This is a genomic window from Rathayibacter sp. AY1D2 (assembly GCF_002932695.1).
Classification (GTDB): Bacteria; Actinomycetota; Actinomycetes; order Actinomycetales; family Microbacteriaceae; genus Rathayibacter.
In genome coordinates this window covers 12889-37471 of sequence record NZ_PSVX01000041.1, presented here as the reverse complement: position 1 = coordinate 37471, position 24583 = coordinate 12889, and the positions used below count along the sequence as shown (strand labels likewise).

Here is a 24583-nt window from a genome sequence, read left to right as displayed (position 1 = left end):
CCGGCGTGACCGCCTTGACCCGCAGCGACGAGGCGTGCATCCGGATGACGGCGTTCACGAGCCCGCCTCCGGGCGCGACTCGTGGTGGCGGCGGCCGCCGGAGCGGCGGTCCTCCTTCATCTCGGACTCGAAGAGGTGGCGGCGTCCGCCGGCGAGCTCGTCGCGCGCGGCGCGCTCCTGCTCCCGGAACGCGGCGTAGTAGGTGTCGTCGTAGTCCTCGACGATCTGGAAGGTCCAGCGCCCCTCGATGACGTTGCGGCCGACGAGCTCGGCCTCGATCCGCTCGGCGGTCGCGGCGTGGCCGGCCTCGCGCAGCGCGTCGACGGCCTCGCCCAGAGCGAGGTCGGCCGCGCCGGTGAGCCGGTGGAAGCCGTAGAGCAGACCGCGGGCGTGCTCGACCGTCTCGAGCGCCTCCGAGAGCTTCCCGAGCGCCGCCACGGTGGCGTCGTCGAGACCCTCCGGGCGCAGGTGCGCGGAGTCGGGGTGGTCGTGTGAGCTGCTCATCCAGGTGAGCTTAGGCCGACCTAAATGCTCTGTGACCCCCTTGCGCCGCCGCCGGGAATGGTTCGTGCCCGGAGCGGCAGGGCGGTCAGGTGCACGTCGCGGAGCGCTCCGTCGTCGGCGACGGCGGTCAGGAAGGTGCAGGCCGGCTGGCGCCTCCGATCCGTCGGGGAGCCCGGATTGAGCAGGCGGAGACCCGCCGGGGAGACGGTGTCCCAGGGGATGTGGCTGTGCCCGAAGACGAGCATGTCGGCACCCGGATGGGCGGCGTCGGCGCGGGTCTCGCGGCCGGTCGCCGCTCCGGTCTCGTGCACCACGCGGACGTCGAGGCCGGCGACGCGGGCGCGCGCGACCTCGGGCAGGCGGGCGCGCAGCGGCTCCGGATCGTTGTTGCCCCACACGGCCAGCAGGAGCGCCGCCCGCTCCTCCAGCGCGTCCAGCGTCGCCTCGTCGACCCAGTCGCCCGCGTGCACGACCAGGTCGGCCTCGTCGACCGCGCGCCACACCTCGTCCGGGAGGGCCTTCGCCCGCTTCGGGAGGTGCGTGTCGGCGAGCAGGAGGAGGCGGACCGGACCGTCGACCTCGGGTGGAGAGCCGTCGGGGCCGGGCTGGAGCAGGGGCATCAGCGGGCGGGGCCGGGCGTCGGCTCCACTCCGCCGTCGGCGCCGGGCTCGTTCGCGGTCCCGGAGCTGCGGAGGCGGGCGTCGAGCGCCTCGAGGTCGGCGGCGAACCAGAGGTGGTCGCCGCGGTTCGACTCTATGACGAAGGCCTGCAGCGCGCTCGACTCCGCCACCGGCCCGCTGACGTCGCCGAGGATCACCAGCCGCTTGCCGTACGAGACGAACTTCTGCACGAACTCGCCGGCGATGCCGGAGCGCAGGCGGAGGAACTCGGGGTCGAGCCGCCCGACGGGCACCACGATCGTCTCGACGTCGCCGCCGTAGGTCTCGCCGATGAGCGCGATCGCGTCGTCCGGGGTCGAGAGCGCGCCTCCGTCGTCGTCGACGAGCAGGAGGGGGACGCCCTGGCGGGTCTCGGTTCTCATCGGGCCAGCCAATCACGTCGGCCGGGGAGAGGCGAGCGGTGCCGTCCGGGCCTCCGCTCGGGGCGTCCCCTCCTGCGCCGGTCGTGCTTGCGGGGACACGCCGATCAGGCGTCCGGACGGGCTGCCCGCGCCGCCGCTACGAGCCCGGCAGCTCGACGCGGCGCTTGAAGCCCACGTGCGAGTCGACGAAGCCCAGGCGCAGGTAGAAGCGGTGGGCGTCGGTGCGGGCGGCGTCCGAGGTCAGCTGGACGAGCGGCGTGCGGAGCTCGATCGCAGCGACGTCCAGCACCCAGCGCATCAGGGCCGTGCCGATCCCCGCCGACCGCTCGGCGCTCGCCACCCGGACCGCTTCGACGAGCAGGCGGGAGCTGCCGCGGCGCGCCATCCCGGGGATCACGGTCAGCTGCAGCGTGCCGACCACGGCTCCGGCGCCGTCCACCGCGACCACGAGATCGTTGCCCGGGTCCTGCGCGATGCTCCGGAAGGCGGCCTCGTAGGCGGCCCCGTCCTCCTCGGCGGCGACGTCTCCGCGCCCGGCGCTGATCGGGTCGTCGGAGAGGAGCCGGACGAGCGCGGGGAGGTCGTGGAGCACCGCGCGGCGGAGGAGGAGGCTCCTCACCCCGGGGCCGGCGTCGCGGGGGAGGGTCAGGTCGGCGATCATGCCCTCATCCTCCCTCTGCTCCACGGCGGGAGCGGTCGTCGGAGGCGGGCAGGACGCGGCTGAGAGCGGCAGGGGGATCCTGGTGCCCGGTCCGCACGTCCACGCGCCGCGTCCAGCAGTCGTCGCAGCGGACGTACACGACGACGCCCTCGCTGGTCCGGTGGGCCGACTCGGTCGTCCAGCCGTGCTCGTGCGGATCGACGGCGGGGGCGAGCGGCTCGGAGGGGTGCGGGGAGGGTGTGGAGGTGCGCATGGGAGCCACTGTGCTGTCATGGTCTTATGCAGCTCAACCCTTACGGCGAGTACGCGGTCCTGCTCGCCGCCTCCCTCGCGAACGACTGGCCGTCCGACCGCGAGGGCATCGAGGCTCGAACGCGCGAATACGGCATGACGATGGCCTTCGAGTCCGGCCCGGACGACCACGCCCGGACGCGCGACGTGATCGACGAGTGGCTCGAGGTGGTCGACGCGCCGACTCCGAGCGACCGGGCGACGTCGCTGAACCGCCAGATGGCCGCGATCGCCGCGTATCCGCGCCTGACCGACCACGACGACGAGGGCTGGCACCTGCACTACCGCGACCAGGACCAGTCCCTGGCGCACGTCCTCCACGCCGTCATCGCGGTCGGCACGGCGCTGCACCTGACGACCCGGGGGATGAGCCGCCTCCTGCGGTGCGAGGCCGGTCGGGCGCCGGGCGACCACTGCAGGAACGTCATCGTCGACGTGACGCGGAACGGCCGGCAGCGGTACTGCTCCGTCCGCTGCGCGAACCGGGCCGCGGTCCGGCGGCACCGCCTGCGGCACGCGGAGTGAGTCCGCGCCGCCCCGTCACTCCGCCGCGTCGCCGCCCGGCTTCATCCAGAACGGGGAGTAGTGGTAGCCGTCGAGGTCGTCGAACTGGCGCTGGTACATGAAGGGGTAGTCGTCGGTGTCGCCGATCCGGCCTCCCGCGGCGGCGGCCCGCTCGACGAGCTCGTCGACGGCCTCGCGGCTGTCGAGGTCGAACGAGACGGTCACCTTCGAGGGGGTGCCGGGGGCGCCGATCAGCTCCTCGGTGGCGCCGACGCTCTCGTACATCGCGCGGCTCGCGAGCATGACGGACGTGTCGGGACCGATCCCGAAGCAGGAGACGTCCTCGCGGGACATCTCGGCGTTCAGGATCCAGCCGAGCGCGGTGTAGAAGGCGGTGGCGCGCTCGACGTCGTCGACCGGGCAGGTGATGAAGAGGCTCGTGCGCTCACCCTCGCCATCCGCGGGCGGGCCGTCAAGAGCTCCGCGAGGGAACTCCGGACGGCCCGCCGGGACTCAGCGGAACGACCGCAGCCGCAGGCTGTTCAGCACGACGAAGACGCTCGAGAACGCCATCGCGGCGCCGGCCACGAGCGGCCCCAGGAGTCCGGCCATCGCGAGCGGGATCGCGGCCACGTTGTAGGCGAAGGCCCAGAACAGGTTGCCCCGGATGACCGCAAGGGTGCGGCGCCCGAGGCGCAGGGCGTCGGGCACCCGGCCGAGGTCGTCGCCGACGAGGGTGATGTCGCTCGCCTCGATCGCCGCGTCCGATCCGGCGCCCATCGCGATCCCCACGTCCGCGGCGGCCAGCGCGGCGGCGTCGTTCACACCGTCGCCGACGAAGGCGACGTGGCGGCCCTCCGCACGGAGGCGCTCGATCACCGCGAGCTTCTCCTCCGGCAGCACCTCGGCGACGACCTCGTCGATGCCGACGGCCGAGGCGACGGCCTGCGCCGCCCGCGGGTTGTCGCCGGTCAGCACCATCACCCGCAGGCCCCGCTCGCGCAGGGCGCGGACGGTGCGGGACGCCTCCGGCCTCGGCTCGTCGCGGAGGACCGCGAAGCCGCGCAGCGCCCCCTCCCAGCCGACGCCGACGACGGTGCCGCCCTCGGCGGTCGCTCGCTCGGCGCGCTCGGCGAGACCGCCCGGCGCGAAGCCCCACTGCTCCTCCAGCCAGCGCAGCCGGCCGGCGACGACCAGGCGGCCCTCGACCCGGGCACGCACGCCGAACCCGGTGCTGGAGCGGAATCCGGTCGCCTCGGGGACGTCGAGGTGCGCGGCCCCGGCCACGATCGCCGCGGCGAGCGGATGCTCCGACCCGCGCTCGACGGCGGCGAGCAACCGCAGGCTCTCGTCGTCGCTGGACTCGACGACCTGGAAGGCGCCGGTGGTGAGCGTGCCGGTCTTGTCGAGCACGACCGTGTCGATCCGGCGCCCGGCCTCGAGCACCTCCGGCCCGCGGAGGAGGATCCCGAGCTGGGAGCCGCGGCCGGTGCCGACGAGGACGGCGGTCGGGGTGGCCAGGCCCAGCGCGCACGGGCAGGCGACGACGAGGACGGCGACGGCGGGAGAGACGGCGGCGGCGAGGTCGGCGCCGGCGATCAGCCAGCCGGCGAGGGTGGCCAGGGCGAGCACCACCACGACCGGCACGAAGACGGAGGAGACGCGGTCGGCGAGCCGCTGGACGCGCGCCTTGCCGGCCTGCGCGTCCGAGACGAGGCGGCCCATCCGCGCGAGCGTGGTCTCGGAGCCGACGCGGTCGACGCGGACGGTGAGCAGGCCGTGGGCGTTGAGCACTCCGCCGGTCACGGTCGAGCCCGGGCCGACCTCGACCGGCACGCTCTCGCCGGTGAGCATGCTCGCGTCGATCGCGCTCGAGCCCTCGAGCACGGTGCCGTCGGCGGCGACGGTCTCGCCGGGGCGCACGCGGAGGAGGTCGCCGACGGCGAGCGAGGACGCGGGCACGCGCTCCTCCTGCCCGTCGGCGGCGACGCGCACGGCGTCCTTCGCGCCGAGGCGGAGGAGCGCCCGGAGCGCCGCACCGGCGTCGCGCTTCGACCGCGCCTCCAGGTAGCGGCCGGCCAGCACGAGGACAGGGACGGCGGCGGCGACCTCGAGGTAGATCTCGTCGTGGCCGGACCGGCTGCCCAGCAGCTCGAACGGCATGCTCATGCCGGGCCGGCCGGCGTCGCCGAGGAACAGAGCCCAGACCGACCAGGCGAAGGAGGCGCTGACCCCGAGGCTGATCAGGGTGTCCATGGTGGTGGAGCCGTGCCGCAGCGCCCGCCAGGCGTTGCGGTGGAAGGGCAGCGCGCCCCAGACCGCAACCGGTGAGGCGAGGGCGAGGCACAGCCACTGCCAGTTCGCGAACTGCAGCGGCGGGATCATCGAGAGCAGGACCACCGGCACGGCGAGCAGGGCGGAGACGCGGAGCCGGGTGCGCAGGGCGCGCCGCTCCCGGTCGTCGTCGCTCTGCTCCTCCTGCTCCTCCGCGGGAGCCGCCTCGCCGGTGGAGGGGACCGTCGCGCTGTAGCCCGCGGCCTCGACGGCGGCGATCGCGTCGGCCGGAGTCGTGCCGGGCGGGAGGGTCAGCGTCGCGCGCTCGAGGGCGAGGTTGACGGTCGCGTGGACGCCGGGGAGCGCGTCGAGGCGCTTCTCGACCCGCGCGACGCAGGAGGCGCAGGTCATCCCTCCGATGGCGAGCTCGAGCGGGGTGCCGGTGGTCTCGGCCACGTCAGCTCAGGGGAGCGAGGCGGTAGCCCGCGTCGGCGACGGCGGCGGCGATCTCCTCGCGGCCGAGCGGCCGGGAGGAGCCGACCGTGACGGTCGAGACCCCGTCGGGGGCGAGGGACACGTCGACAGCCGAGACCTCGGGGTAGGCGGCGAGCTCCTCGGTGACGCTGCGGACGCAGTGCTCGCAGGTCATGCCCGCGACGCCGAAGCTCTGCACGGACGCGGCCGACAGGGAGCCCTGCGCCGCGTGGCCGGCGTCGGAGCGGCCGGCGCCGCCGTGGCCGCCGCACGCGCAGGCGCCGCCTCCGCCGCAGCCGCAGCCTCCCGTCGATCCGCTCGCGGTCAGGCCGAGGTCGATCCTGGTGCTCATGGGTCCTCCTGTGTGGTGCGTCCGGTCCGATCCGGTCGATCGGCCCGGTGGGCGTCCGGTCGGCACGCCGGTCGCGGCATACCCCCGGGGGGTACTCCATGGTAAGCCCGCCGAGCCCTCTCGGCAAGGCGGGAGGGCGGAGGAGGGATGATCTCAGGGGCGGCTCGGAGCCGCGCGAGGAGGGAGGGGCGCATGGATCCCGCATCGACGCCGCACTGGGGCGAGCCCCCGCCGCGCAGGCCGCCGGCGGTCCCGCTGCCCCCGCGCACGCGGTTCGAGCCGACCGCGCTGCTCGCCGCGCCCCTGCCCGCCCCGGCCGCCGTCCGGGCCCGGGTCCGCCAGGCCGCCCCGGAGCGGCAGCGCCGGCTGGCGGCGCTCGCCGCGGTCACCGAGGGGTTCGCCGTCCTGCGCACTCCCGAGCTCGCCCGGGCGCTGCGCCGGATCGCGGCACCCGCCTCCGCCGCTCCGGCCGCCGCCGCCGCAGTGCTGGCCGTCGGCCGCGACGGACTCGAGCTCGCCGCCGAGCGCGCGGACGCCCTGCGCATCGCCGAGTGGGATCGGATCGTCTCGGTGGGCGTCGGCACCTCGCCCTCGGGTGCCCACCGGGTCCGCGCGCTGGTCCTGGCGGTCCTCGCGCCGCCGCCCGCCTCCGCCGTCCTGCGTGCGGCGAGGCGGCGCCCGCGCACCGTCCTCGTGCCCCTGGTCGTCGCCGCCCCGGCCGCTCTCGGCTGGCGCGTGGCCGACGACCGCACGTTCCTCCTCGCTCTCGACCGCCTGCAGCGCGCCCTCGAGGAGCGTGCCCGGTGAGGGCGCGGCTCCGCTTCGCCCTCGCGGCCGTCGCCGTGCTCGGCCTGGGCCTGGCGCTGCGGTTCGTGCTCACGGGGCTGCTCGCCGACCTCGCCGGCGGAGTGGCCTACGTCGTGCTGGTGGCGTTGCTGATCGCGGTGCTCCTGCCGCGCATCCCGGGCGTGACGGCTGCCGGGATCGCGCTGGCCTGGTCGATCGCGATGGAGCAGCTGCAGGCGATCGGAGTCGCGGCGCGCCTGGTCGAGCTGTGGGCGCCGCTCCGCCTCGTCGTCGGCACCACCTTCTCCTGGCTCGACATCGCGGCCTACGTCCTCGGCGCGGTCGTCGCCGCGGCCGTGCACCTCGCCGTCGCTCCGCGCGAGCAGTCCGCCTGACGGGAGTCCGCGCCCCCCGTCTTCTGTTCGCCCGTCGGCCGGGCTGCCGCGGGGCGTCCCGGCGTCCGCCGAGGCGCCGGCCTCGCCCACCGGACCGCCGAGGTGTTCGTGCGCTCCCCGAGGCGCCGCCGTCCCCGCGGTGCCTCGCCGGCGGACGCGGTGTCTCGCCGCAGGAGCGACGCCGACCGGAGGAGCGACGCCGACCGCCGGAGCGGCGCGGTCCCTCCGCCCCCGCGCCCCTGATTAGGGTGAAGCCATGAGCGAGCCGGCACTCCCCGAGACGACGGCCCCGCGGGCCTCGGCCCCGCACGACCACCGCCGCGACCGGCGCATCCCCGAGCCGGTCGACCGGTTCGCCACCGGCGAGGAGTACCCCGAGTACCGCGTCGACCTGGAGCGGATCCGCTTCTCGCCGTACTTCGCCCGACTCTCCGCGGTGACCCAGGTCATCTCGCCCTCGGGCGTCGGCCAGGTCGTGCACAACCGGCTCACGCACTCGATCAAGGTCACCGCGGTCGCTCGCGCGATCGCGATGCAGCTGACCACCACCGATCCCGCCCAGCGCGAGCTGGTCGAGCGGCTCGGCGGCTGCGACCCGGTGGTCGTGCAGGCCGCGGCCAGCGCGCACGACCTCGGCCACCCTCCGTTCGGCCACCTCGGCGAGCAGGCGCTCGACCGGCTCGCGCGCGAGCGGCTGGGGCTCGCGGAGGGCTTCGAGGGCAACGCGCAGTCGTTCCGGATCCTCTCCGAGCTCGACGTCTGCGAGACGGTGGAGGTGGGGCTGAACCTCACCGCCGCCTCCCGTGCCGCCGTGCTCAAGTACCCGTGGGGGCGGACGGTCCACCGCCCCGGCATCGACTCCGCCGACCCGACCGAGCTGCCCCGCGGCTCGACCGCCAGCCGGTGGGAGACCGCACCGCCGAAGTTCTCGGCGTACACGCTCGACCTCGACGACCTGCTCGACGCCCGCTCCGGCTTCGCCGCGATCGCCCCCTGGCAGCAGACCCTCGAGTGCTCGGTGATGGACGTCGCCGACGACATCGCCTACTCGCTGCACGACCTCGACGACTTCTACCGCGCGGGAGTGCTGCAGCAGGCGGCCGTCGCCGTGGAGTTCCGCGCCTTCCTCCGCGAGCAGAACGCGCTCGCCGCCCTCGACGCCGAGGAGCTGTGGGCGCGCGCCCCCGGGCACTCGCTCGAGATGCTCCGCCGGAGGCTCGTGGCCCGCGACCCGTGGATCGCGAGCGACGAGCACTTCCGCGCCTCCGTGGAGCGGGTGTCGACCGAGCTGGTCGAGGGGCTCCTCTCGCTCCCGTTCGACGGATCGACGCGCACCGAGCGCGCGATCGAGGCCTTCGTCTCCTCCTGGATCGGCCGCCTGCAGCGCTCCGTGGTGGTGCTCGCCGAGCCGAACGTCCGCTCGGGCCACCTCTCCCTCCTCCCCGACGCCTGGCACGACGTGGCCGTGCTGAAGTTCGTGCACACGCGCTTCGTGATCGACCGGCCGGACTTCGCCACCTACCAGCGCGGCCAGTCGCAGGTGCTCGAGACGCTGGTGACCCACCTCGACGCCTGGCTGGAGGATCCGCGCGACGGCTCGCGGGCTCCGCAGAAGCTGCTCGACCTGATCGAGCTCGCGACCGACGGCTACTTCCGCCTGCGCGCCGACCACCCCGACTGGCTCCCGTCGGACGAGCGCGGCCGGCCGACCTCCGACCCGGCCGCGCTGCAGCGGCTCGGCCGGGGGCGCGGTGTGGTCGACTACGTCGCGACCCTGACCGACGAGCAGGCGATGGCGCTCGCCGCCCGCCTCCGCGGCGATCGCGAGCCGTGGGCGATGGGGACCTGACGCCCCGGCGGGTGGGTTGACACCGCGCGTCGCGTGTGGGCTCGGCGGCTCCTCGCCCGTCGTTCCGGGGGAAGAGCCTCCGCCGGGCCGCCGAGGACGCGTTCCGCGACCGCCCAGCGGGCGTCCAGGAAGCGCAGCCTGAACGACAGCGTAAAATCACGGAGGCACATGCCAGGATCGACAACTCGACAGGGAGTTCCGTTGGACGGAAACGCAACGACCACGCACCGCAACGTCGCATTGCTGTCCGTCGCGACCACGCTGGCTCCGCGCGTGACCACCTCGGCCGAGATCGAGGCGCGGCTCGCTCCGGCGCTCAAGCGACTGCGGCTCCCCACCGGGCTCCTCCAGCGTGTCGCCGGCGTGCACGAGCGCCGCAACTGGGGCTCCGAGCAGGGCTTCGACGGAGCGGCGATCGACGCGGGCAAGCGCGCTCTCGCCGAGGCCGGCGTCCGCGCCGACCAGATCGGCCTGATCATCAACACGTCGGTGACCCGCAAGCACCTCGAGCCCTCGGTAGCCGTGCGCCTGCACCACGGGCTCGGCCTGCCCTCGTCGGCCATCAACTTCGACATCGCGAACGCGTGCCTCGGCTTCGTCAACGGCATGACCCTCGCCGCGCAGCTGATCGACTCCGGCCAGATCCGCTACGCGCTCATCATCGACGGCGAGGACGCCGACGAGATCCAGGTCAACACCATCGAGCGCCTGAGCCGCGAGGGCGTCAAGCGCAAGGACTTCATGAGCGAGTTCGCGAGCCTGACTCTCGGCTCCGGCGCGGCCGCGGCCGTCCTCGGCCCGGCCGACGAGCACCCCAAGGGCCACCGCATCCTCGGCGGCATCACCCGCGCGGCCACGCAGTTCAACGAGCTCTGCGTCGGCAGCGTCGACGGCATGTTCACGGACGCGAAGGCGCTGCTCAAGGGCGGCATGGAGCTCGTCCTCTCGGCGTGGAAGGAGGCCACCCGCGACTGGAACTGGAGCGGGATGGACCGCTACATCACGCACCAGGTGTCGGACGTCCACACCGACGCCCTGGTGAAAGCCGTCGGCATCGACCGCAGCCGCGTCCCCACGACCTACCCCACCCTCGGCAACGTCGGCCCGGCGTCGATCCCGATCACCCTGGCCCAGGAGGCCGAGACCCTGCAGCCGGGCAACCGGGTGCTGCTCATCGGAGTGGGCTCGGGCATCAACACCGCGATGCTCGAGATCGCCTGGTGAGCGCGCCCCACCCGGCCGAGCGGATCCGCGGAGCGCTCGGCTCCACGGCCGCGGCGCAGCTGCCCCCGGCCGGGCTCGACGGGCTCGATCCCGCGTGGTCGCGCCTCGTCGACGCTCCGGACGCCCAGGGCGTGCCGCGCCGCTGGCACCTGCTCGACACGGGCGAGGCCCTCGGCACGGAGCCCGTCGGCACCGTCCTCTGCGTGCACGGCAACCCCACCTGGTCCTACCTCTGGCGCCGCCTCGCGGCCGCCACGCTCGAGTCCGCCCGCCGCGGAGGCCCCGCCTGGCGGGTGGTCGCTGTCGATCAGCTCGAGATGGGCTTCTCCGAGCGGACCGGCGCCCTGCACACGCTCGCCGACCGCGTGCGCGAGCTCGCCAACCTCACCGACGTGCTCGGCCTCGACGACGTGGTCACCCTCGGCCACGACTGGGGCGGAGTCGTCTCGCTGGGCTGGGCGGTCGACCACCCGGAGCAGCTGCGCGCCACGATGCTCCTGAACACCGCGATCCACCAGAGCGCCGACGAGCCGATCCCGGCCCCGCTCCGGCTCGCGCTCGCGTCGGGCGTGCTCGGCGCCTCGACGGTCGGCACGCCGGCCTTCCTCGAGACGACCCTCGCGCTGGGGCACCCGGCGCTGCCCTCCGCGGTAAAGGAGGGGTACCGCGCGCCCTACCGGTCCGCCTCGCGCCGCGGCGGAGTGGGCGGCTTCGTCGCCGACATCCCGGTCGACTCCGCGCACCCGAGCGACCCGGAGCTGCAGCGCATCGCCGAAGGCGTCAGCGCCCTGACGACGCCGGCCCTGATGCTCTGGGGCCCGCTGGACCCGATCTTCTCCGACCGCTACCTCGACGACCTCGTCGACCGCCTCCCGCACGCGCAGGTCCACCGCTACGAGGGAGCAGGCCACCTGGTGGCCGAGGACGTCGACTACTCGTCCGCCGTCCTCACCTGGCTGGGCGACCTCTCCGACGGCGAGGAGCCGTTCGGCGGCGACCCCGCCCCCGACGTCCGCCGCCCGACCGCGCCGGTCGAGCCGCTCTGGGCGCACCTCGACCGCAACGCGCAGGACGACTCGCTCGCCCTGGTCGAGATGGCGCCTCCCGGAGGCGGCGGGCCCCGCTCGGTCTCGTGGCGCCTGCTCTCGCAGCGGGTCCGCGAGCTCGCCGCCGGGCTCCGCGCCTCCGGCGTCTCCCCGGGCGACCGCGTCTCGCTCCTCGTGCCGCCCGGTGCCGACCTGACGGCGCTGCTCTACGCGTGCCTGCGCATCGGAGCCGTCGTGGTCGTCGCCGACGCGGGCCTGGGCCTGCGCGGTCTCACCCGCGCGGTCCGCGGTGCCTGGCCGGATCTGGTGGTCGGCGCCCTGCCCGGCCTCACCGTCGCGCGGGCCCTCCGCTGGCCCGGCGGCCGGGTCTCGACGCAGACCCTGCCCCGCGCCTCCGCCTCGGCCCTCGGGGTCGACACCTCGCTCGGGCAGTTGATCGAGCTCGGCCGCGCCGAGCTGGCCGCCGACCCGGAGGCGCTGGGCGAGGCGCCCGCCGCCGACGCCGTGGCCGCGATCCTGTTCACCTCCGGCTCGACCGGCCCCGCCAAGGGCGTCGTCTACACGCACCGCCAGCTCGCCGGCGTCCGCGACGCGCTCGCCCGCCAGTACGGGATCGGACCGGGCACAGGGCTCGTCGCGGGCTTCGCGCCGTTCGCTCTGCTGGGCCCCGCGCTGGGCACGCGCTCCGCGACTCCGGACATGGACGTCACCGCGCCCCGAACGCTCACCGCGGCCGCCGTCGCCGCGGCCGCCGCCCGGGTCGACGCGACCGTGCTGTTCCTCTCGCCGGCCGCACTGGCCAACGTCGTGGCCACCGCCGGCGCGCTCGACGCCGACGACCACCGGGCCCTCGCCGGCGTGCGCACCTTCCTCTCGGCCGGCGCCCCCGTCTCGGCGGGACTGCTCGGCGAGGCGCAGGCGCTCATGCCGAACGCCTCCGCCCGCACTCCCTACGGCATGACCGAGGGGCTGCTGCTCACCGACGCGTCGCTGGAGGGCATCCGCGAGGCCGCCGCCGATGACGATCCGCGCGGAGGCGTCTGCGTGGGCGTGCCCGCCGCGGGCGTCCGGCTGCGGATCGCCCCGCTCGACGCCGACGGCCGCGCCGCGGACGAGCCGGAGGAGATCACCGGCACGACCGGCGAGATCGTCGTCTCGGCCGGTCACGTCGAGGACCACTACGAGCGCCTCTGGCTCACCGACCGTGCCGCCCGCGTCGGCGCCGTCCCGGGCGAGCGCTGGCACCGCACCGGGGACGTCGGGCGGATCGACTCCGCCGGCCGCCTCTGGGTCGAGGGCCGCATGCCGCACGTCGTCGTCACTCCCGACGGCGTGGTCACGCCGGTCGGACCGGAGCAGCGGATCGAGGCGCGCGTGGCCTCGGTCGCCCGCGCCGCGATCGTCGGAGCCGGCCCGCGCGGAGTCGCGCAGCTGGTCGCCGTGGTCGAGCTGCGCTCGGGCGCGCGCCGCGTGGTGCTGGCCGAGGAGGCCCTCGCCGCCGAGGTGCGCGCGGCCGTCGCCCGGCCCGTCGCCGCGGTTCTCGTCGTCCCGGCGCTGCCCACCGACATCCGCCACAACTCCAAGATCGACCGGGCCGCGCTCTCGCGCTGGGCCGAGGGCGTGCTCGCCGGCGGCCCGATGGTGGCTCCGTGAGGGTCCTGGTCACCGGCGCGAGCGGCCTGCTCGGCGGTGCGGTGGCCGCGGGCCTCGTCGCCCAGGGGCACGAGGTCCGCACCTTCCAGCGCCGGCCCTCCGGGGTCGCGGGCGTCGAGGAGGCGCGGGGCTCGCTGGCGGATCCGCGCGCGGTCGAGGAGGCGGTCGACGCGGCCGAGGGCGTCGTGCACCTCGCCGCGAAGGTCTCGCTCGCCGGCGATCCTGGCGACTTCGACCGCGTGAACATCGACGGCACCCGGCGTCTGCTCGCCGCCGCCGCCCGCGCCAGCGTGAGCCACTTCGTCCAGATCTCGTCGCCCTCCGTCGCCCACTCCGGCTCCTCGATCACCGGCGACGATGCCGAGCCCGCCGATCCGGACCGCGCCCGCGGCGACTACGCGCGCACCAAGGCCCGCGCCGAGCTGCTGGCGCTGGCGGCCGACGCCCCCGGCTTCGCGGTGGTCGCCGTGCGCCCGCACCTGGTCTGGGGTCCGGGCGACACACAGCTCGTCGCCCGCATCGTCGAGCGGGCGCGCGCCGGCCGGCTGCCGCTCCTCGGGCACGGCCAGGCGCTGATCGACTCCACCTACATCGACAACGCCGCCTCGGCGATCGTCGCCGCTCTCGGGCGGGCGGAGGAGGTGCACGGCCGCTCCTACGTCGTCACCAACGGCGAGCCGCGCCCCGTCGCCGAGCTGCTCGCCGGGATCTGCCGCGCCTCGGGCGTCGAGCCGCCGCGCTGGTCCGTCCCTGCCTCCGTCGCCCGCGTCGCGGGATCACTCGTCGAGCGCGTGTGGGCCGTGCGGCCCGGCGCCGATGAGCCGCCGATGACCCGCTTCCTCGCCGAGCAGCTCTCGACCGCGCACTGGTTCGACCAGCGCCGCACGCGCGCCGATCTGCAGTGGAGCCCGTCGGTCACCCTCGACGAGGGTCTGGCGCGCCTGTCCGCCGCCCGCTGAGGCGCCGGCTCCGGAGACGACGGAACGGACGGGACTCCGTCGCCGAGGCGAGGGGGTCCCGTCCGACCGGGGCTCCCGCGACGGATCGCGGGAGGGGAGCCGAGGTCAGTCGGCGAGGATGAGGTACAGCGCGCGACGGGTCTCGTCGAGCTTGGCGGACGCGGCGGCGCGCTGCGCCTCGGTCGCTCCGCGGAACTGCTGCACGACGCCCATCAGCTTGCCGACGTTCTCCATGAAGGCGCGATCGGCGTCGCTCGCGCCGGGAGTGGCCTCCCAGGCCGCGTCGAGCTCGTCGGCGTGCTCGCGCACGTAGGTGCCGCCCGCGTCCGTGAGCTGGTACTCGGTGCCGCGGCCCTCGCCGACGGCCGTGATGAGGCCCTCGTCGACGAGCTGCTGGAGGGTGGGGTAGACGGAGCCGGGGCTGGGATGCCACGATCCGTTCGTCTTCTCGGCGATGGCCTTGATCAGGCCGTAGCCGTTCGAGGACTTCTCGGAGAGGAGGGAGAGGAGGGCCGCGCGGACGTCACCGCGTCGGGCGCGTCCTCCGCCGCGGCCGAAGGGGCCGCCGAAGCCGGGGCCGAAGCCCGGGCCGAAGCCGAAGCCGGGCCCGAAGCCGCGGCCGTGACCGCCGGGTCCGCGGCGCTGTCCGCGGCCGGGGTGCTCGTGGCGGGAGGAGTGGTCGCCGTCGCAGGAGTCGCGGCGGTCGTCGGAGAAGAAGGTCCTGGAGTTCATGGGTGTGCTGCTCTCTGCCGTGAGGGGATCCCTTTCGATCGGATCCGGTCGCCCGTCGGGAGCGGCTGCTCCCGATCTGTCGGCGATGCAGTAACGATATATCGGCGACGGATCGGATGTCAACACCTGAACTGCCCGTAGCCTGGGAGCTCCCCGTCGATCGAGAGGTCCCGCATGCCGCGTCCCGACTCCGAGCTCGAGGCGTACCTCGACTCCTCCCTCCTCGCAGGGGACGTCCTCACCGGCCGCGCGAGCAACCTCGGCAACCTCCGCGGCCTCGCCGCCCGCGAGCCCGCGCACCTCTACGGGGTGGACGTGGCCGAGCACTGGACGCTCGAGAGCCTGCTCGCCCTGATGGGGGAGCGCGTGGGGATCAGCACCGACCCCTCCTTCGAGAGCGGGCAGGACCGGATCGACGCCCGCCTGACGGTCGCGGGTCTCGCCCGCTACCGCGACCGGTTCGCCGCCGCTGTCCGCGAGGGGGCGCTCCTCCTGTTCGCCACCGCGCACCCCGCGACCCTGATGGACGTCTACCGCCGCTTCGCTGCTGCCGCGACGGAACGGGGCGCTCGCGTGATCGACGTGAATGCGCTCCCGTTCGCCGCCCTCGACGGGATCCGCGTGCCTCTCGCGGACGAGCACCAGGCCCTGTGGTGCACCGGCGGGGTCACCTGCGTCTACCGCGGGGGAGGGCTGCAGCACACGCACTCGCCGGAGCCGATGGACGCGCTGCTCGACCGCCTCGACGAGCTCGGCATCCGCCCCGACCTGGTCGTCGCCGACCACGGCTTCGCGGGCGCGGCCGGCCGGCGGGGGCTGCCGGTCATCGCGATCGCCGACTGCAACGACCCGGCGGTGTTCGTCGCCGAGGCGCAGGGCTCGATCGAGGTGGTCGTCCCGATCGACGACGGGCTGGCCGTCCACCTCTACGAGCCGGTGATCGACTTCGTCCTCCGCGCCCTCTCGGAGCCCGCGCGCACCTGACGGCTCGTAGAATCGCCTTCGGCTCGTCGCGATCCCGGATCCGACGGGCCGACCGTTTCGCGAGTCCCCGCACTCGCCCACCACTGCAGACGGAGCATCCGTGACCCAGCCCCACGACGGCCTCCTCCCGCGCTTCGCCGTCGGCGTCGACATCGGGGGGACGTCGATCAAGGCGTCCCTCGTCGACGTCACCACCGGTGAGCGGGCGGCTCGCCGCTTCGCGGTCGCGAACCCGCTGGGCAAGGAGCCCGAGGACTTCGCCGAGGCGATCGCCGGCATCGTCCGCGACGTCTCGCCGATCGCAGGCACGCCCGTCGGCGTCGGCTTCCCCGGGATCGTCCGCGGCGGCGTCGTCCGCCAGACCACCCACGTCTCGCAGCGCTGGGTCGGGCTCGACGCGCAGGCCCTCCTCTCGGAGGCGACCGGGGTCGACGTCGTCGTCGTCAACGACGCGGATGCGGCGGGGGTCGCCGAGCGCGAGTTCGGCGCGATGCGCGGACGCGAGGGCCTCCTCCTGCTGACCACCCTCGGCACCGGCATCGGGACGGCGCTCGTCCACGAGGGCGTGGTGATCCCCAACTCCGAGCTCGGTCACCTGCACATCGACGGTCCCGACTTCGAGCCGCAGGTCGGCTTCTCGGCCGTCCGCCGCGAGGGCATCACCCTCGAGGAGTGGGCGGGTCGCCTCAGCGTCTACTACCGGCACCTCGAGATGCTGCTCTCGCCGCAGCTGTTCGTGATCGGCGGCGCGGCGGCGCACGTCTTCGACGAGTTCGCCCGCTTCCTCGACATCGGCACCGAGATCGTCCCCGCCCGCTTCGGCAACGACGCCGGATTCACGGGCGCCGCGATGGTCGCCGTCTCGCCCGACCGCCTCGCGCCCTGGTACCGCTCCACCCGCGGCGCCCGCCTCGACCCCGGGGCCCCCGCCATCGCCGACTGACCCCCTCCCTGCATCGAGGGAGCCCCGACCCGTCGAGGTAATCCGGCGGAGCGGGGTCCCTCGACGGTCCGGGGTTCCCTCAGCGGGCCGACAGGCCGCGGTAGACGGCGTCCAGCCGGGCGGCGGCGGCCGGCCAGGAGTGGGCGGCCGCCCAGTCGACGCCGCCGCGGCCGAGTCGCGCCAGCTCGCCGGGCGAGCCCAGCAGGGTCAGGATCGCCTCGGCCCACGCCGCAGGGGAGTCGGAGTCGAGCAGCACGCCGCTTCCGCCGTCGCGCACCGCGTCCACCAGGCCGGTCGTCCTGCGCGCGAGCACGGGAGTGCCGCTGCCGGCCGCTTCGAGCGCGATCAGCCCGAAGGTCTCGGCCGCCGAGGGCACGAGCGCCAGCTGCGCGCTCCGGAGCCGCTCCGCCACCTGGTCGCGGTCGGCGGCCCCCTCGATCAGCACGCGGTCTCCCAGCGGAGCCGCCGCGGCGCGCACCGCGTCGAGGTACGACTCCCGGCCCGGTGCCGCCCCGCCCACCAGCCGCAGCACCGGCCGCTCCGCCGGCGCGATTCTCGCGAGCGCCTCGACCGCCAGCAGCTGGCCCTTGAGTGGCTGCACCCGGCCGACCAGGACGACTCCGGAGCGCTCGCCGCCGCCCGGGCGGAACCGCGCGTCGACTCCGGGGGGCACCACGACGACCCGGTCCGGATCCGCGCCGTACCCGCTGACGACGTCCTCCCGCTCCGAGGCGCCCGCCACCACGATCGCGTCGGCGGAGGCGAGCACGGAGCGCTCCGCGTCGATCCGCTGCTGCGGCTCCGCGACGTCGCCCGGGGCGAGCCGGGCGTTCTTCGCGAGCGAGCCCGAGTGCATCGAGTGCACGTGCGGCCTGCCGGTGAGTGCCCCCGCGAGGCCCGACACCCAGTAGTGCGAGTGCACGACGTCGGCCCCCTCCGCGGCGCGCGCGAACTCCGGCGCCGCGGCCGCCAGCGCGTACTTGTCGCCCGCCGGCACCGGCACGCCGACCACCCGCACACCCGGCGCGAGCATCCGGACGCCCTCGCCGCGGGTCAGCACCTCGATCTCCCAGCCGAGCGCCGCCAGCTCCGGGAGCACCGCCGCGAGGTAAACGTTCATCCCGCCCGCGTCGCCCGTCGACGGCTGCTCGAGCGGGGAGGTGTGCGCCGAGACGACGGCCAGACGGGGCATCCCTCCATCGTAGGGACGGCCGTGCGTCCTCCACGGATCCCGGCCCGCGGCTCGCAGCGCCTCCGGAATCGGGTTGAATAGACGGATGCGCTCGTTCGAGCGCGGAGAGCGTGAGGTCCATGGCCCGCCAGAGTCCCCCCGGTGAGGTGCTGCCGTCGGCCGCACCCGGGCCGGTGACCGCCGGCCACGAGCCCTTCTCCGAGCAGGACATCCGCGCCCTCGTCGGAACCGCCGCCGTCGAGAAGGGCACCGCGTACGCGGACGAGGGCCGCGTGCGCGAGCTGCAGTGGTTCGGCGGCCGCACCCGCCTCTTCGGCCAGGTCCGCGGATCCGGGCGCTCGCCGTACGCCGTGAGCGTGCAGCTCCGCGACGAGGGCGAGCACTGGACCCTCCTCGGCGGCGCCTGCAGCTGCCCGGTCAAGCACGAGTGCAAGCACGTCGCCGCCGTCCTGATCGAGGCCCTGCGCCGCGAGCGCGAGGGCGGAGTGGCCGGTCCCTTCCCGGGCGAGGCCGCTGTCGACGCCGTCCCGGAGTGGCGCAGCGCGCTCGCCCCGCTCCTCGCCGGGGCGGAGCGCTCCCACACCGGCATCCCGCTCGGCCTGCAGTTCGAGCTGCTGCCCGGCGAGCCCGTGCGTCGCCCGCCCGGCCGCTACAACTCCTACCGGCCGCCGCCCGAGCCGCGCCCGCGCCTGGGCGTGCGCCCGGTGCGGATGGGCGACCGCGACCGCTGGGTCCGCACCGGCACCAGCTGGCGCGACCTCGGCTACCTGCACTACAGCCACGACTACGACGAGCGCCAGATCGACGTGATCCGCGAGATGCAGGGCCTGCTCTCCGGGCACAGCGCCTCCAGCTACTACTCGCCCGACACCTGGCTCTACCTCGACCAGTGCCGGAGCGAGGCGATCTGGGCGGCACTGCACGGCGCCGTCCGCGCGGGCATCGGCCTGGTGATGGGCGACCGCGACCAGACGCCGCTGAAGATCCTCGACACGACGGCCACCGCCTCCATCGACGTCACGCGCACCGCCGCCGGCCTCGAGCTGCGCTCGCTCGTCGCGATCGGCGACCACCCGGCGCCCGAGGAGTTCGGCTTCATCGGCGACCCGGCCGTCGGCCTCTACACGTGGGAGGGCGGCGACGAGATGCGCGCCCGCCCGGTCACGCTCATCCCGTTCGCCGCGCCGCTGCTGTCCTCCGCGCGCACGTTCCTCTGGAGCCGCGAGGCCATCCGCATCCCGGTGGCCGAGGAGTCGGCGTTCCTCACCGAGCATTACCAGCGGCTGCACCGGCTGTTCGACATCGTCTCCCGCGACGGCTCCTTCGAGGCGCCGGCGGTGCCCGAGCCGCGCCTCGGCCTCACCCTCGAGCACACCGACGGCGCGGGCCTGCGCGGCTCGTGGTGGTGGCGCTACGGAGTGGAGGGAGCGCGTGGCGGCGTGGACGCCGAGCGGCTCCCGCTGCGGGTCGGCGAGGACGCCGGCTACCGCGACCCCGAGGCCGAGCAGCGGATCCTCGACTCCCTCGTCGGAGCGGGTCTCGACCCGGAGTCGACGCCCGCCCTGGTGTCCCCGTCGAGCAGGCGCCTGCGCCCCACCTTCGACCTGCGCGGCATGCAGACCGTCGGCTTCCTCACCGGCGAGGTCGAGCGGCTCCGCGAGCTGGGCACCGTCGAGATCGAGGAGATCGGCGAGCGCGTCGAGTACCGCGAGGCGCAGACCGCGCCCGTGGTCGCCGTGCAGACCGTCGCCCAGCCCGACAGCCGCGACTGGTTCAACCTCGAGATCTCCGTCACCGTCAACGACGAGGCGGTCCCGCTGGCCGAGATCTTCCTCGCGCTCGCCCGCGGCGACGAGTACATGGTGCTGCCCAGCGGCGTCTACTTCGCCCTCGACGACGAGCGGTTCGGCCGCCTCCGCGAGCTGATCGCCGAGGCCCGCGAGCTCTCGGACGACCCCGGCGAGACCCTGCGGATCAGCCGGTTCCAGTCCTCCCTCTGGGACGAGCTGGTCGAGCTGGGCGTCGTGGAGGCGCAGGCCGCCGCGTGGCGCCGCTCCGTGGAGGGGCTCTCCGGCTTCACCGCGACCGGTGCGCTGGAGTCGCGGGTCCTGCCCGAGGGCTTCGCCGTGGAGCTGCGGCCCTACCAGCAGCTCGGCTACGACTGGCTCTCGTTCCTCTACGACAACCAGCTCGGCGGCGTGCTCGCCGACGACATGGGCCTGGGCAAGACCGTGCAGTCCCTCGCCCTGGTCACCCGGGTGATGCAGGAGCAGCGCGCCGCGGCCGCGGAGGCGGGCACCTCGCCGCGCCCGTTCCTCGTCGTCGCGCCCACCAGCGTGGTGCCCAACTGGGTCGGCGAGGCCAAGCGCTTCGCCCCGGACCTCCGCGTCGTCGGGATCGACGAGACGTCGAAGAAGAAGCGGAAGGCGCTCTCCAGCGTCATCGGCGAGGCCGAGCTGGTCGTCACCTCCTACGCCCTGTTCCGGCTCGACTACGAGTCGTACTCGGGCATCCAGTGGTCGGGGCTCCTCCTCGACGAGGCGCAGTTCGTCAAGAACCGCCAGTCGGCGACGCACCAGCTCGCGCGCCGGCTCGACGTGCCCTTCAAGCTCGCCATCACGGGAACGCCGATGGAGAACAACGTGATGGAGCTCTGGTCGCTGCTGTCGATCGTCGCTCCGGGCCTGTTCCCCTCGCCCGCCGGGTTCGTCGAGTTCTACCAGAAGCCGATCGAGCGCGAGGCCGACAGCGAGAAGCTCTCGCAGCTGCGGCGGCGCATCCGCCCGCTGATGCTGCGGCGTACCAAGGAGCTCGTCGCCAAGGAGCTGCCGCCCAAGCAGGAGCAGACCCTCGAAGTCGAGCTCGGCCCGAAGCAGCGGAAGGTCTACGACACGTACCTGGCGCGGGAGCGGCAGCGCGTGCTGGGCCTGATCGGCGACTTCGAGAAGAACCGCTTCGCGATCTTCCGCGCGCTGACCGTGCTGCGCCAGGTCGCGCTCGACGCGGCACTGGTCGACGAGGCGCACGAGAGCGTGCCCTCGACCAAGCTCGACCTGCTCGACGAGCTGCTGGGCGACGCCCTCGGCGAGGGGCACCGCGTGCTGGTGTTCAGCCAGTTCACGCGGTTCCTCGGCCGGGTCCGCGGGCGGCTGGACGCGGCGGGCATCGAGTACGCCTACCTCGACGGAGCGACGAAGAAGCGCGACGAGGTCATCGAGCGGTTCCGCTCGGGCGCGGCGGGCGTCTTCCTGATCTCGCTCAAGGCCGGCGGCTTCGGGCTCAACCTCACCGAGGCCGACTACTGCATCCTGCTCGACCCGTGGTGGAACCCCGCCACCGAGTCGCAGGCGGTCGACCGCGCGCACCGCATCGGCCAGACCCGCTCGGTCATGGTCTACCGCCTGGTCGCGAAGGACACGATCGAGGAGAAGGTGATGGCCCTCAAGGAGGCGAAGGCCGCGCTCTTCGCCGCGGTCATGTCGGACGACGGCGCGGCGGCCACCGGCGGGATCACCGCCGAGGACGTGCGCGAGTTGCTGGGCTGAGCGCCGCCGCTACTCGCGCACCTGCTCCAGCAGGGTCGTGACGGCGGCGCGGGTGTCGGCGGCGAGCCGTCCGAGGCGGTGCGCGGCACGGATCGACACCGGCCGGTACGGGTGCACGAGCCGCCGGGCCGCCGTGCAGGGCAGCGCGAACGCCGCGACGACGCCCGCGTCGATCCCGTCGAGTCCGCCGTCGTCCCGGCCGAAGACGAGCTCCCGGCCCTCGCGGGCGAGAGCCTCCGGCAGGTCGGCCTCGCCGATCGGGAGGCGCAGCACGGCGAGCAGGCCGGCCGCCTGCACCCGGCGCGGCAGCGGGCGTCCGAGGCGTCCCGCCGCGTGCACCGTGAAGAAGTCGGCCTGCCGCTCGAGGATGCCCGTGACCGTCTCGGCGAGGCGCTCCATCTCGGGGTGCAGCGAGAGCCGGGCGAGCCGGCGGTAGCCGTGCACCGCGACCCGGGCGTCCACCGCGAGGGCCAGCGCGACGGGGCCGGCGAGGGAGGCCGCGGCGCGGTCGAGGAGCGGGCGCGACCTCACCGTCGGCTCCGGCGGGCGGACGTCGATGCCGCGGATCTGCGGCGAGGCCGCGAGCACGTCGCCCAGGGCGTCGGCGATCCGGTGCCGCTCGGCGGCCCAGACGGACGCGAACGCGCGGACCTGCTCGTCGGGGTGGGCGCGCGCGAGGGGGAGCACCCGGGCCACGGTGGCGTGCTCGATCGCCCGCAGGTACGCGGTGGCGACGATGGCCTCGCGGTCCAGCGGCACCTCCTCGAACTCGCGCACCGAGAAGTGCTCGCGCAGGGCGCCGTGCGCGCTGCGGTGGTGGTCCTCGAGGTCGAACGGTTCCGCGATGCCCACGTCGTGCTCCTCCGCTAGTCCGGTCCCTCCATCCTGGGCCCCCGGTGCGAGAGGCGGAAGAGCACGCGCCCATCCCTGGGACACTGGGAGCCGGTCATCAGGCGGCCGGGGGAGCGGGGCGGGATGAGCGGGGCCCGGACCTCGGCGATCGGCGCCGTCCTCCTCGCCGCCGTCTGCTTCGGCACGACGGGTACAGCCCAGGCCCTCGGAGCGGCGGGCGTCGATCCGCTCCTCCTCGGGGCGGCGCGCATCGTCCTCGGCGGCGCCCTGCTGGCCGCTCTCCTCGGCGTGGAGGCTCTGCGCCGGCGGAGCCGCTCCCGCCCGACCCGCGCCGTCGTGCTGCTCGTCGTGCTCGGAGCGGTCGGTGTCGCCGCGTACCAGCCCGCCTTCTTCACCGGCACCGCGCAGAACGGCGTCGCGGTCGGAACGATCGTCGCCCTCGGCTCCGCTCCCGCCTTCACCGGCCTGCTGGAGTGGCTCGTCCTGCGGACGACGCCGAGCCCGCGCTGGTTCGCCTCGACCGCGCTCGCCGCGGTCGGCGTGGTGCTCCTCAGCGGAGGCGGATCCGGCGGCGTGACACTCCCCGGCCTCGCCGCGTCGGCCGGCGCCGGCGCCTCCTACGCGCTCTACGCCGTCTGCAGCAAGCTGCTGCTCGAGCGCGGGCTCAGCCCCGTCGCCGCCATGGGAGCCCAGTTCGGAGCCGCGGCGCTGCTCGCGCTCCCGTTCCTGCTGCTGGGCGATCCGTCGCGGCTCTCCGGCTCGATCCCGGCCGTGCTCTGGCTCGGAGTGGTGACGGTCGCCGTGGCCTACACCTTCTTCGCGCGCGGCCTGCGAGCGCTTCCCGCGGCGACCGTCTCGACGCTCACCCTCCTGGAGCCGGCGACCGCGACTCTCCTCGGCGTGGCGGTGCTGGGCGAGCGGCTGACCGCGGGAGCCGTCCTGGGCGTCGCGGTGCTGGTGGCGGCGGTGCTGCTGCTGGCGGTGCGGGGGCGCCGCCGTTCCGGTGCGCGGAGAGAGGCGCCGCCGCGCTCCGCGGAGTAGCGTCGACTCCCACCGACCCGACGACGAGGCGGAGCGCATGACCAACCCGTGGCTGGCCCGCCCTGGCAGCGGTCGGCGGCGCGCGCTGGTCGAGGAGTCGTGGGAGCGCGCACGGCGGCGGCGCCTCGATCCGGACCGGCTGACGGCGCCGCTCTCGTTCTCGGGCGACGACCTCCGCGAGTACCGCACCGGGCATCCGCTCGCCTCGGTCCTCCCGGTCATCCGCCGCCTGCTGGTGCGCGACGCCGACGAGGACAGCGGCGTGCTCGTCGCGGTGGGCGACGCGCTCGGGCGGCTGCTCTGGATCGACGGGGACCAGCACCTCAAGAGCCTCGCCGAGGGGATGTCGTTCGTCGAGGGCGCGGCGTGGGCCGAGCCCGACGTCGGGACGTCCGCGCCGGGGACGGCCCTCGTGCTCGATCACGGCGTGCAGATCCACGGCGCCGAGCACTTCGCCTCGCTCGTGCACCCGTGGAGCTGCACCGCCGTCCCCGTGCACGACCCCGAGACGCACGAGATCCTCGGAGTGATCGACATCACCGGCGGCGCCGACGTCGTCGCCCCGCAGACCCTCCCGCTGATGGAGGCGACCGCCGCCGCCGTCGAGAGCGAGCTGATGGTGCAGCGGCTCCTGCGCCCGCGGCGGCCCGCTGCACGGAGCACGGCGGCGGCCCGGGCGCCGAGCCTGCGCGTCCTCGGGCGCGAGACGGGCCTGGTGACGGCCGCCGGAGCGACGCTCGAGCTCAGCAGCCGGCACGCCGAGATCCTGACCCTGCTCGCCTGGCATCGGGCCGGGCTCTCGGCCGAGCAGCTCGCCCTCCTGCTCCACGGCCGGGACGACGCGGTGGTCACCGTCCGCGCCGAGATGGTGCGGCTGCGCCGCGCGCTCGAGCCGACCCTCCCGCGCCTGGTGCCCCTCTCGCGCCCCTACCGCCTGGCGAGCCCGGTCGACCTCGACGCCCGCCAGGTGCTCGGCCTGCTCGACCGCGGCTCCCACCGCCTCGCCCTGGACGCCTACCGGGGCGCGCCGCTGCCCTCGTCCGAGGCGCCGGGGATCCGGGCGATCGCCGCCGAGCTGCGCCTGCGGGTGCGGGCGAGCGTCCTCGCCGATGCGGCGCCCGCGACCCTCCTCGCCTGGGCGGAGGGCCCCGACGGCCGTGACGACGCGGAGGTGTGGCGGGAGCTCCTGCGCGTCCTCCCGCCCCGCTCGCCCCGCCGTGCCGGTGTCGCCGCCCACCTCGAGACGATCGAGGCGGAGCAGCGCTGAGCCGTCCCGTCCG

The 24583-nt window shown here is 75.1% G+C and carries 23 protein-coding genes; 12 read left to right on the top strand and 11 right to left on the bottom strand.

All coding sequences use genetic code 11. The features are described 5' to 3' along the window. Nucleotides 1-54: 54 nt before the first annotated feature. The 5 genes from C5D04_RS11915 to C5D04_RS11895 all read right to left on the bottom strand — a co-directional run bounded on the left by C5D04_RS11915 (nucleotide 55) and on the right by C5D04_RS11895 (nucleotide 2460). Nucleotides 55-504, bottom strand: a complete 450-nt coding sequence (locus C5D04_RS11915) for a hypothetical protein (RefSeq protein ID WP_104224173.1) — start codon at nucleotides 502-504, stop codon at nucleotides 55-57. 20 nt (nucleotides 505-524) lie between these two features. Then, complete coding sequence (locus C5D04_RS11910; RefSeq protein ID WP_104291707.1) at nucleotides 525-1124, bottom strand: metallophosphoesterase; 600 nt, start codon at nucleotides 1122-1124, stop codon at nucleotides 525-527. After that, complete coding sequence (locus C5D04_RS11905; RefSeq protein WP_104282452.1) at nucleotides 1124-1546, bottom strand: DUF4180 domain-containing protein; 423 nt, start codon at nucleotides 1544-1546, stop codon at nucleotides 1124-1126. The genes C5D04_RS11910 and C5D04_RS11905 overlap by 1 nt, the downstream gene beginning before the upstream one ends. Nucleotides 1547-1682: 136 nt before the next feature. Next, entirely contained in the window at nucleotides 1683-2207 is a 525-nt protein-coding gene (locus C5D04_RS11900) for a GNAT family N-acetyltransferase (protein WP_104291706.1), read from the bottom strand. A gap of 4 nt (nucleotides 2208-2211) precedes the next feature. Continuing rightward, nucleotides 2212-2460 carry a hypothetical protein gene (locus C5D04_RS11895; RefSeq protein WP_104291705.1) on the bottom strand — a complete coding sequence of 83 codons (249 nt, stop codon included), beginning with the start codon at nucleotides 2458-2460 and terminating at the stop codon, nucleotides 2212-2214. A gap of 26 nt (nucleotides 2461-2486) precedes the next feature. Between C5D04_RS11895 and C5D04_RS11890 the strand changes: the two genes are divergently transcribed. Continuing rightward, a complete protein-coding gene (locus C5D04_RS11890; RefSeq protein WP_104266710.1) occupies nucleotides 2487-3023 on the top strand; it encodes a CGNR zinc finger domain-containing protein in 537 nt (178 codons plus the stop codon). Between the two features lie 15 nt (nucleotides 3024-3038). On the opposite strand, the gene C5D04_RS11885 is transcribed toward C5D04_RS11890, so the two are convergent. The 3 genes from C5D04_RS11885 to C5D04_RS18715 form a co-directional block, all read right to left on the bottom strand. Beyond that, entirely contained in the window at nucleotides 3039-3431 is a 393-nt protein-coding gene (locus C5D04_RS11885) for a VOC family protein (protein ID WP_104291704.1), read from the bottom strand. A gap of 84 nt (nucleotides 3432-3515) precedes the next feature. Continuing rightward, nucleotides 3516-5732, bottom strand: a complete 2217-nt coding sequence (locus tag C5D04_RS11880; RefSeq protein ID WP_258068904.1) for a cation-translocating P-type ATPase — start codon at nucleotides 5730-5732, stop codon at nucleotides 3516-3518. A 1-nt stretch (nucleotide 5733) separates the two neighbouring features. Then, nucleotides 5734-6102: a heavy-metal-associated domain-containing protein gene (locus C5D04_RS18715; protein WP_104233449.1), complete on the bottom strand. Its 369-nt coding sequence runs from the start codon at nucleotides 6100-6102 to the stop codon at nucleotides 5734-5736. Nucleotides 6103-6294: 192 nt separating this feature from the next. On the opposite strand from C5D04_RS18715, the gene C5D04_RS18270 reads away from it, so the two are divergent. From C5D04_RS18270 to C5D04_RS11850, 6 genes are all read left to right on the top strand, one after another. Beyond that, nucleotides 6295-6909, top strand: coding sequence for a hypothetical protein (locus C5D04_RS18270; protein ID WP_181072877.1), 615 nt, complete (start codon nucleotides 6295-6297; stop codon nucleotides 6907-6909). Further along, on the top strand, nucleotides 6906-7283 hold the full coding sequence (locus tag C5D04_RS18265) for a DUF2809 domain-containing protein (protein ID WP_181027128.1): 378 nt from the start codon (nucleotides 6906-6908) through the stop codon (nucleotides 7281-7283). Before C5D04_RS18270 ends, C5D04_RS18265 begins: the two co-directional genes overlap by 4 nt. A gap of 256 nt (nucleotides 7284-7539) precedes the next feature. Continuing rightward, entirely contained in the window at nucleotides 7540-9132 is a 1593-nt protein-coding gene (locus tag C5D04_RS11865) for a deoxyguanosinetriphosphate triphosphohydrolase family protein (protein ID WP_104347754.1), read from the top strand. Nucleotides 9133-9300: 168 nt separating this feature from the next. After that, nucleotides 9301-10356 carry a 3-oxoacyl-ACP synthase III gene (locus C5D04_RS11860; RefSeq protein WP_104224183.1) on the top strand — a complete coding sequence of 352 codons (1056 nt, stop codon included), beginning with the start codon at nucleotides 9301-9303 and terminating at the stop codon, nucleotides 10354-10356. Continuing rightward, a complete protein-coding gene (locus tag C5D04_RS11855) occupies nucleotides 10353-13055 on the top strand; it encodes an alpha/beta fold hydrolase (RefSeq protein WP_258068903.1) in 2703 nt (900 codons plus the stop codon). The genes C5D04_RS11860 and C5D04_RS11855 overlap by 4 nt, the downstream gene beginning before the upstream one ends. Next, nucleotides 13052-14014, top strand: a complete 963-nt coding sequence (locus C5D04_RS11850; protein WP_104347753.1) for an NAD(P)-dependent oxidoreductase — start codon at nucleotides 13052-13054, stop codon at nucleotides 14012-14014. The genes C5D04_RS11855 and C5D04_RS11850 overlap by 4 nt, the downstream gene beginning before the upstream one ends. A 105-nt stretch (nucleotides 14015-14119) precedes the next feature. On the opposite strand, the gene C5D04_RS11845 is transcribed toward C5D04_RS11850, so the two are convergent. Continuing rightward, nucleotides 14120-14746: a PadR family transcriptional regulator gene (locus C5D04_RS11845; protein ID WP_104347752.1), complete on the bottom strand. Its 627-nt coding sequence runs from the start codon at nucleotides 14744-14746 to the stop codon at nucleotides 14120-14122. A gap of 174 nt (nucleotides 14747-14920) precedes the next feature. Between C5D04_RS11845 and C5D04_RS11840 the strand changes: the two genes are divergently transcribed. Continuing rightward, nucleotides 14921-15730: a phosphatase gene (locus C5D04_RS11840; RefSeq protein ID WP_104347751.1), complete on the top strand. Its 810-nt coding sequence runs from the start codon at nucleotides 14921-14923 to the stop codon at nucleotides 15728-15730. A gap of 100 nt (nucleotides 15731-15830) precedes the next feature. Beyond that, on the top strand, nucleotides 15831-16673 hold the full coding sequence (locus tag C5D04_RS11835; RefSeq protein ID WP_244229583.1) for an ROK family protein: 843 nt from the start codon (nucleotides 15831-15833) through the stop codon (nucleotides 16671-16673). 79 nt (nucleotides 16674-16752) lie between these two features. On the opposite strand, the gene C5D04_RS11830 is transcribed toward C5D04_RS11835, so the two are convergent. Then, nucleotides 16753-17865: a glycosyltransferase gene (locus C5D04_RS11830; protein WP_104295869.1), complete on the bottom strand. Its 1113-nt coding sequence runs from the start codon at nucleotides 17863-17865 to the stop codon at nucleotides 16753-16755. Between the two features lie 119 nt (nucleotides 17866-17984). Here C5D04_RS11830 and C5D04_RS11825 point away from each other — a divergent pair, with 119 nt between their 5' ends. After that, on the top strand, nucleotides 17985-21410 hold the full coding sequence (locus tag C5D04_RS11825) for a DEAD/DEAH box helicase (RefSeq protein ID WP_104224188.1): 3426 nt from the start codon (nucleotides 17985-17987) through the stop codon (nucleotides 21408-21410). 9 nt (nucleotides 21411-21419) lie between these two features. On the opposite strand, the gene C5D04_RS11820 is transcribed toward C5D04_RS11825, so the two are convergent. Further along, complete coding sequence (locus tag C5D04_RS11820; RefSeq protein WP_104249760.1) at nucleotides 21420-22262, bottom strand: hypothetical protein; 843 nt, start codon at nucleotides 22260-22262, stop codon at nucleotides 21420-21422. Nucleotides 22263-22385: 123 nt separating this feature from the next. On the opposite strand from C5D04_RS11820, the gene C5D04_RS11815 reads away from it, so the two are divergent. Together C5D04_RS11815 and C5D04_RS11810 are read left to right on the top strand one after the other, a co-directional pair. Next, nucleotides 22386-23303, top strand: coding sequence for a DMT family transporter (locus tag C5D04_RS11815; protein WP_104347750.1), 918 nt, complete (start codon nucleotides 22386-22388; stop codon nucleotides 23301-23303). Nucleotides 23304-23340: 37 nt separating this feature from the next. Further along, the gene (locus tag C5D04_RS11810; RefSeq protein WP_104347749.1) at nucleotides 23341-24570 is read left to right on the top strand and encodes a GAF domain-containing protein; all 1230 of its coding nucleotides are present in this window, start codon (nucleotides 23341-23343) and stop codon (nucleotides 24568-24570) included. Nucleotides 24571-24583: the final 13 nt, after the last annotated feature.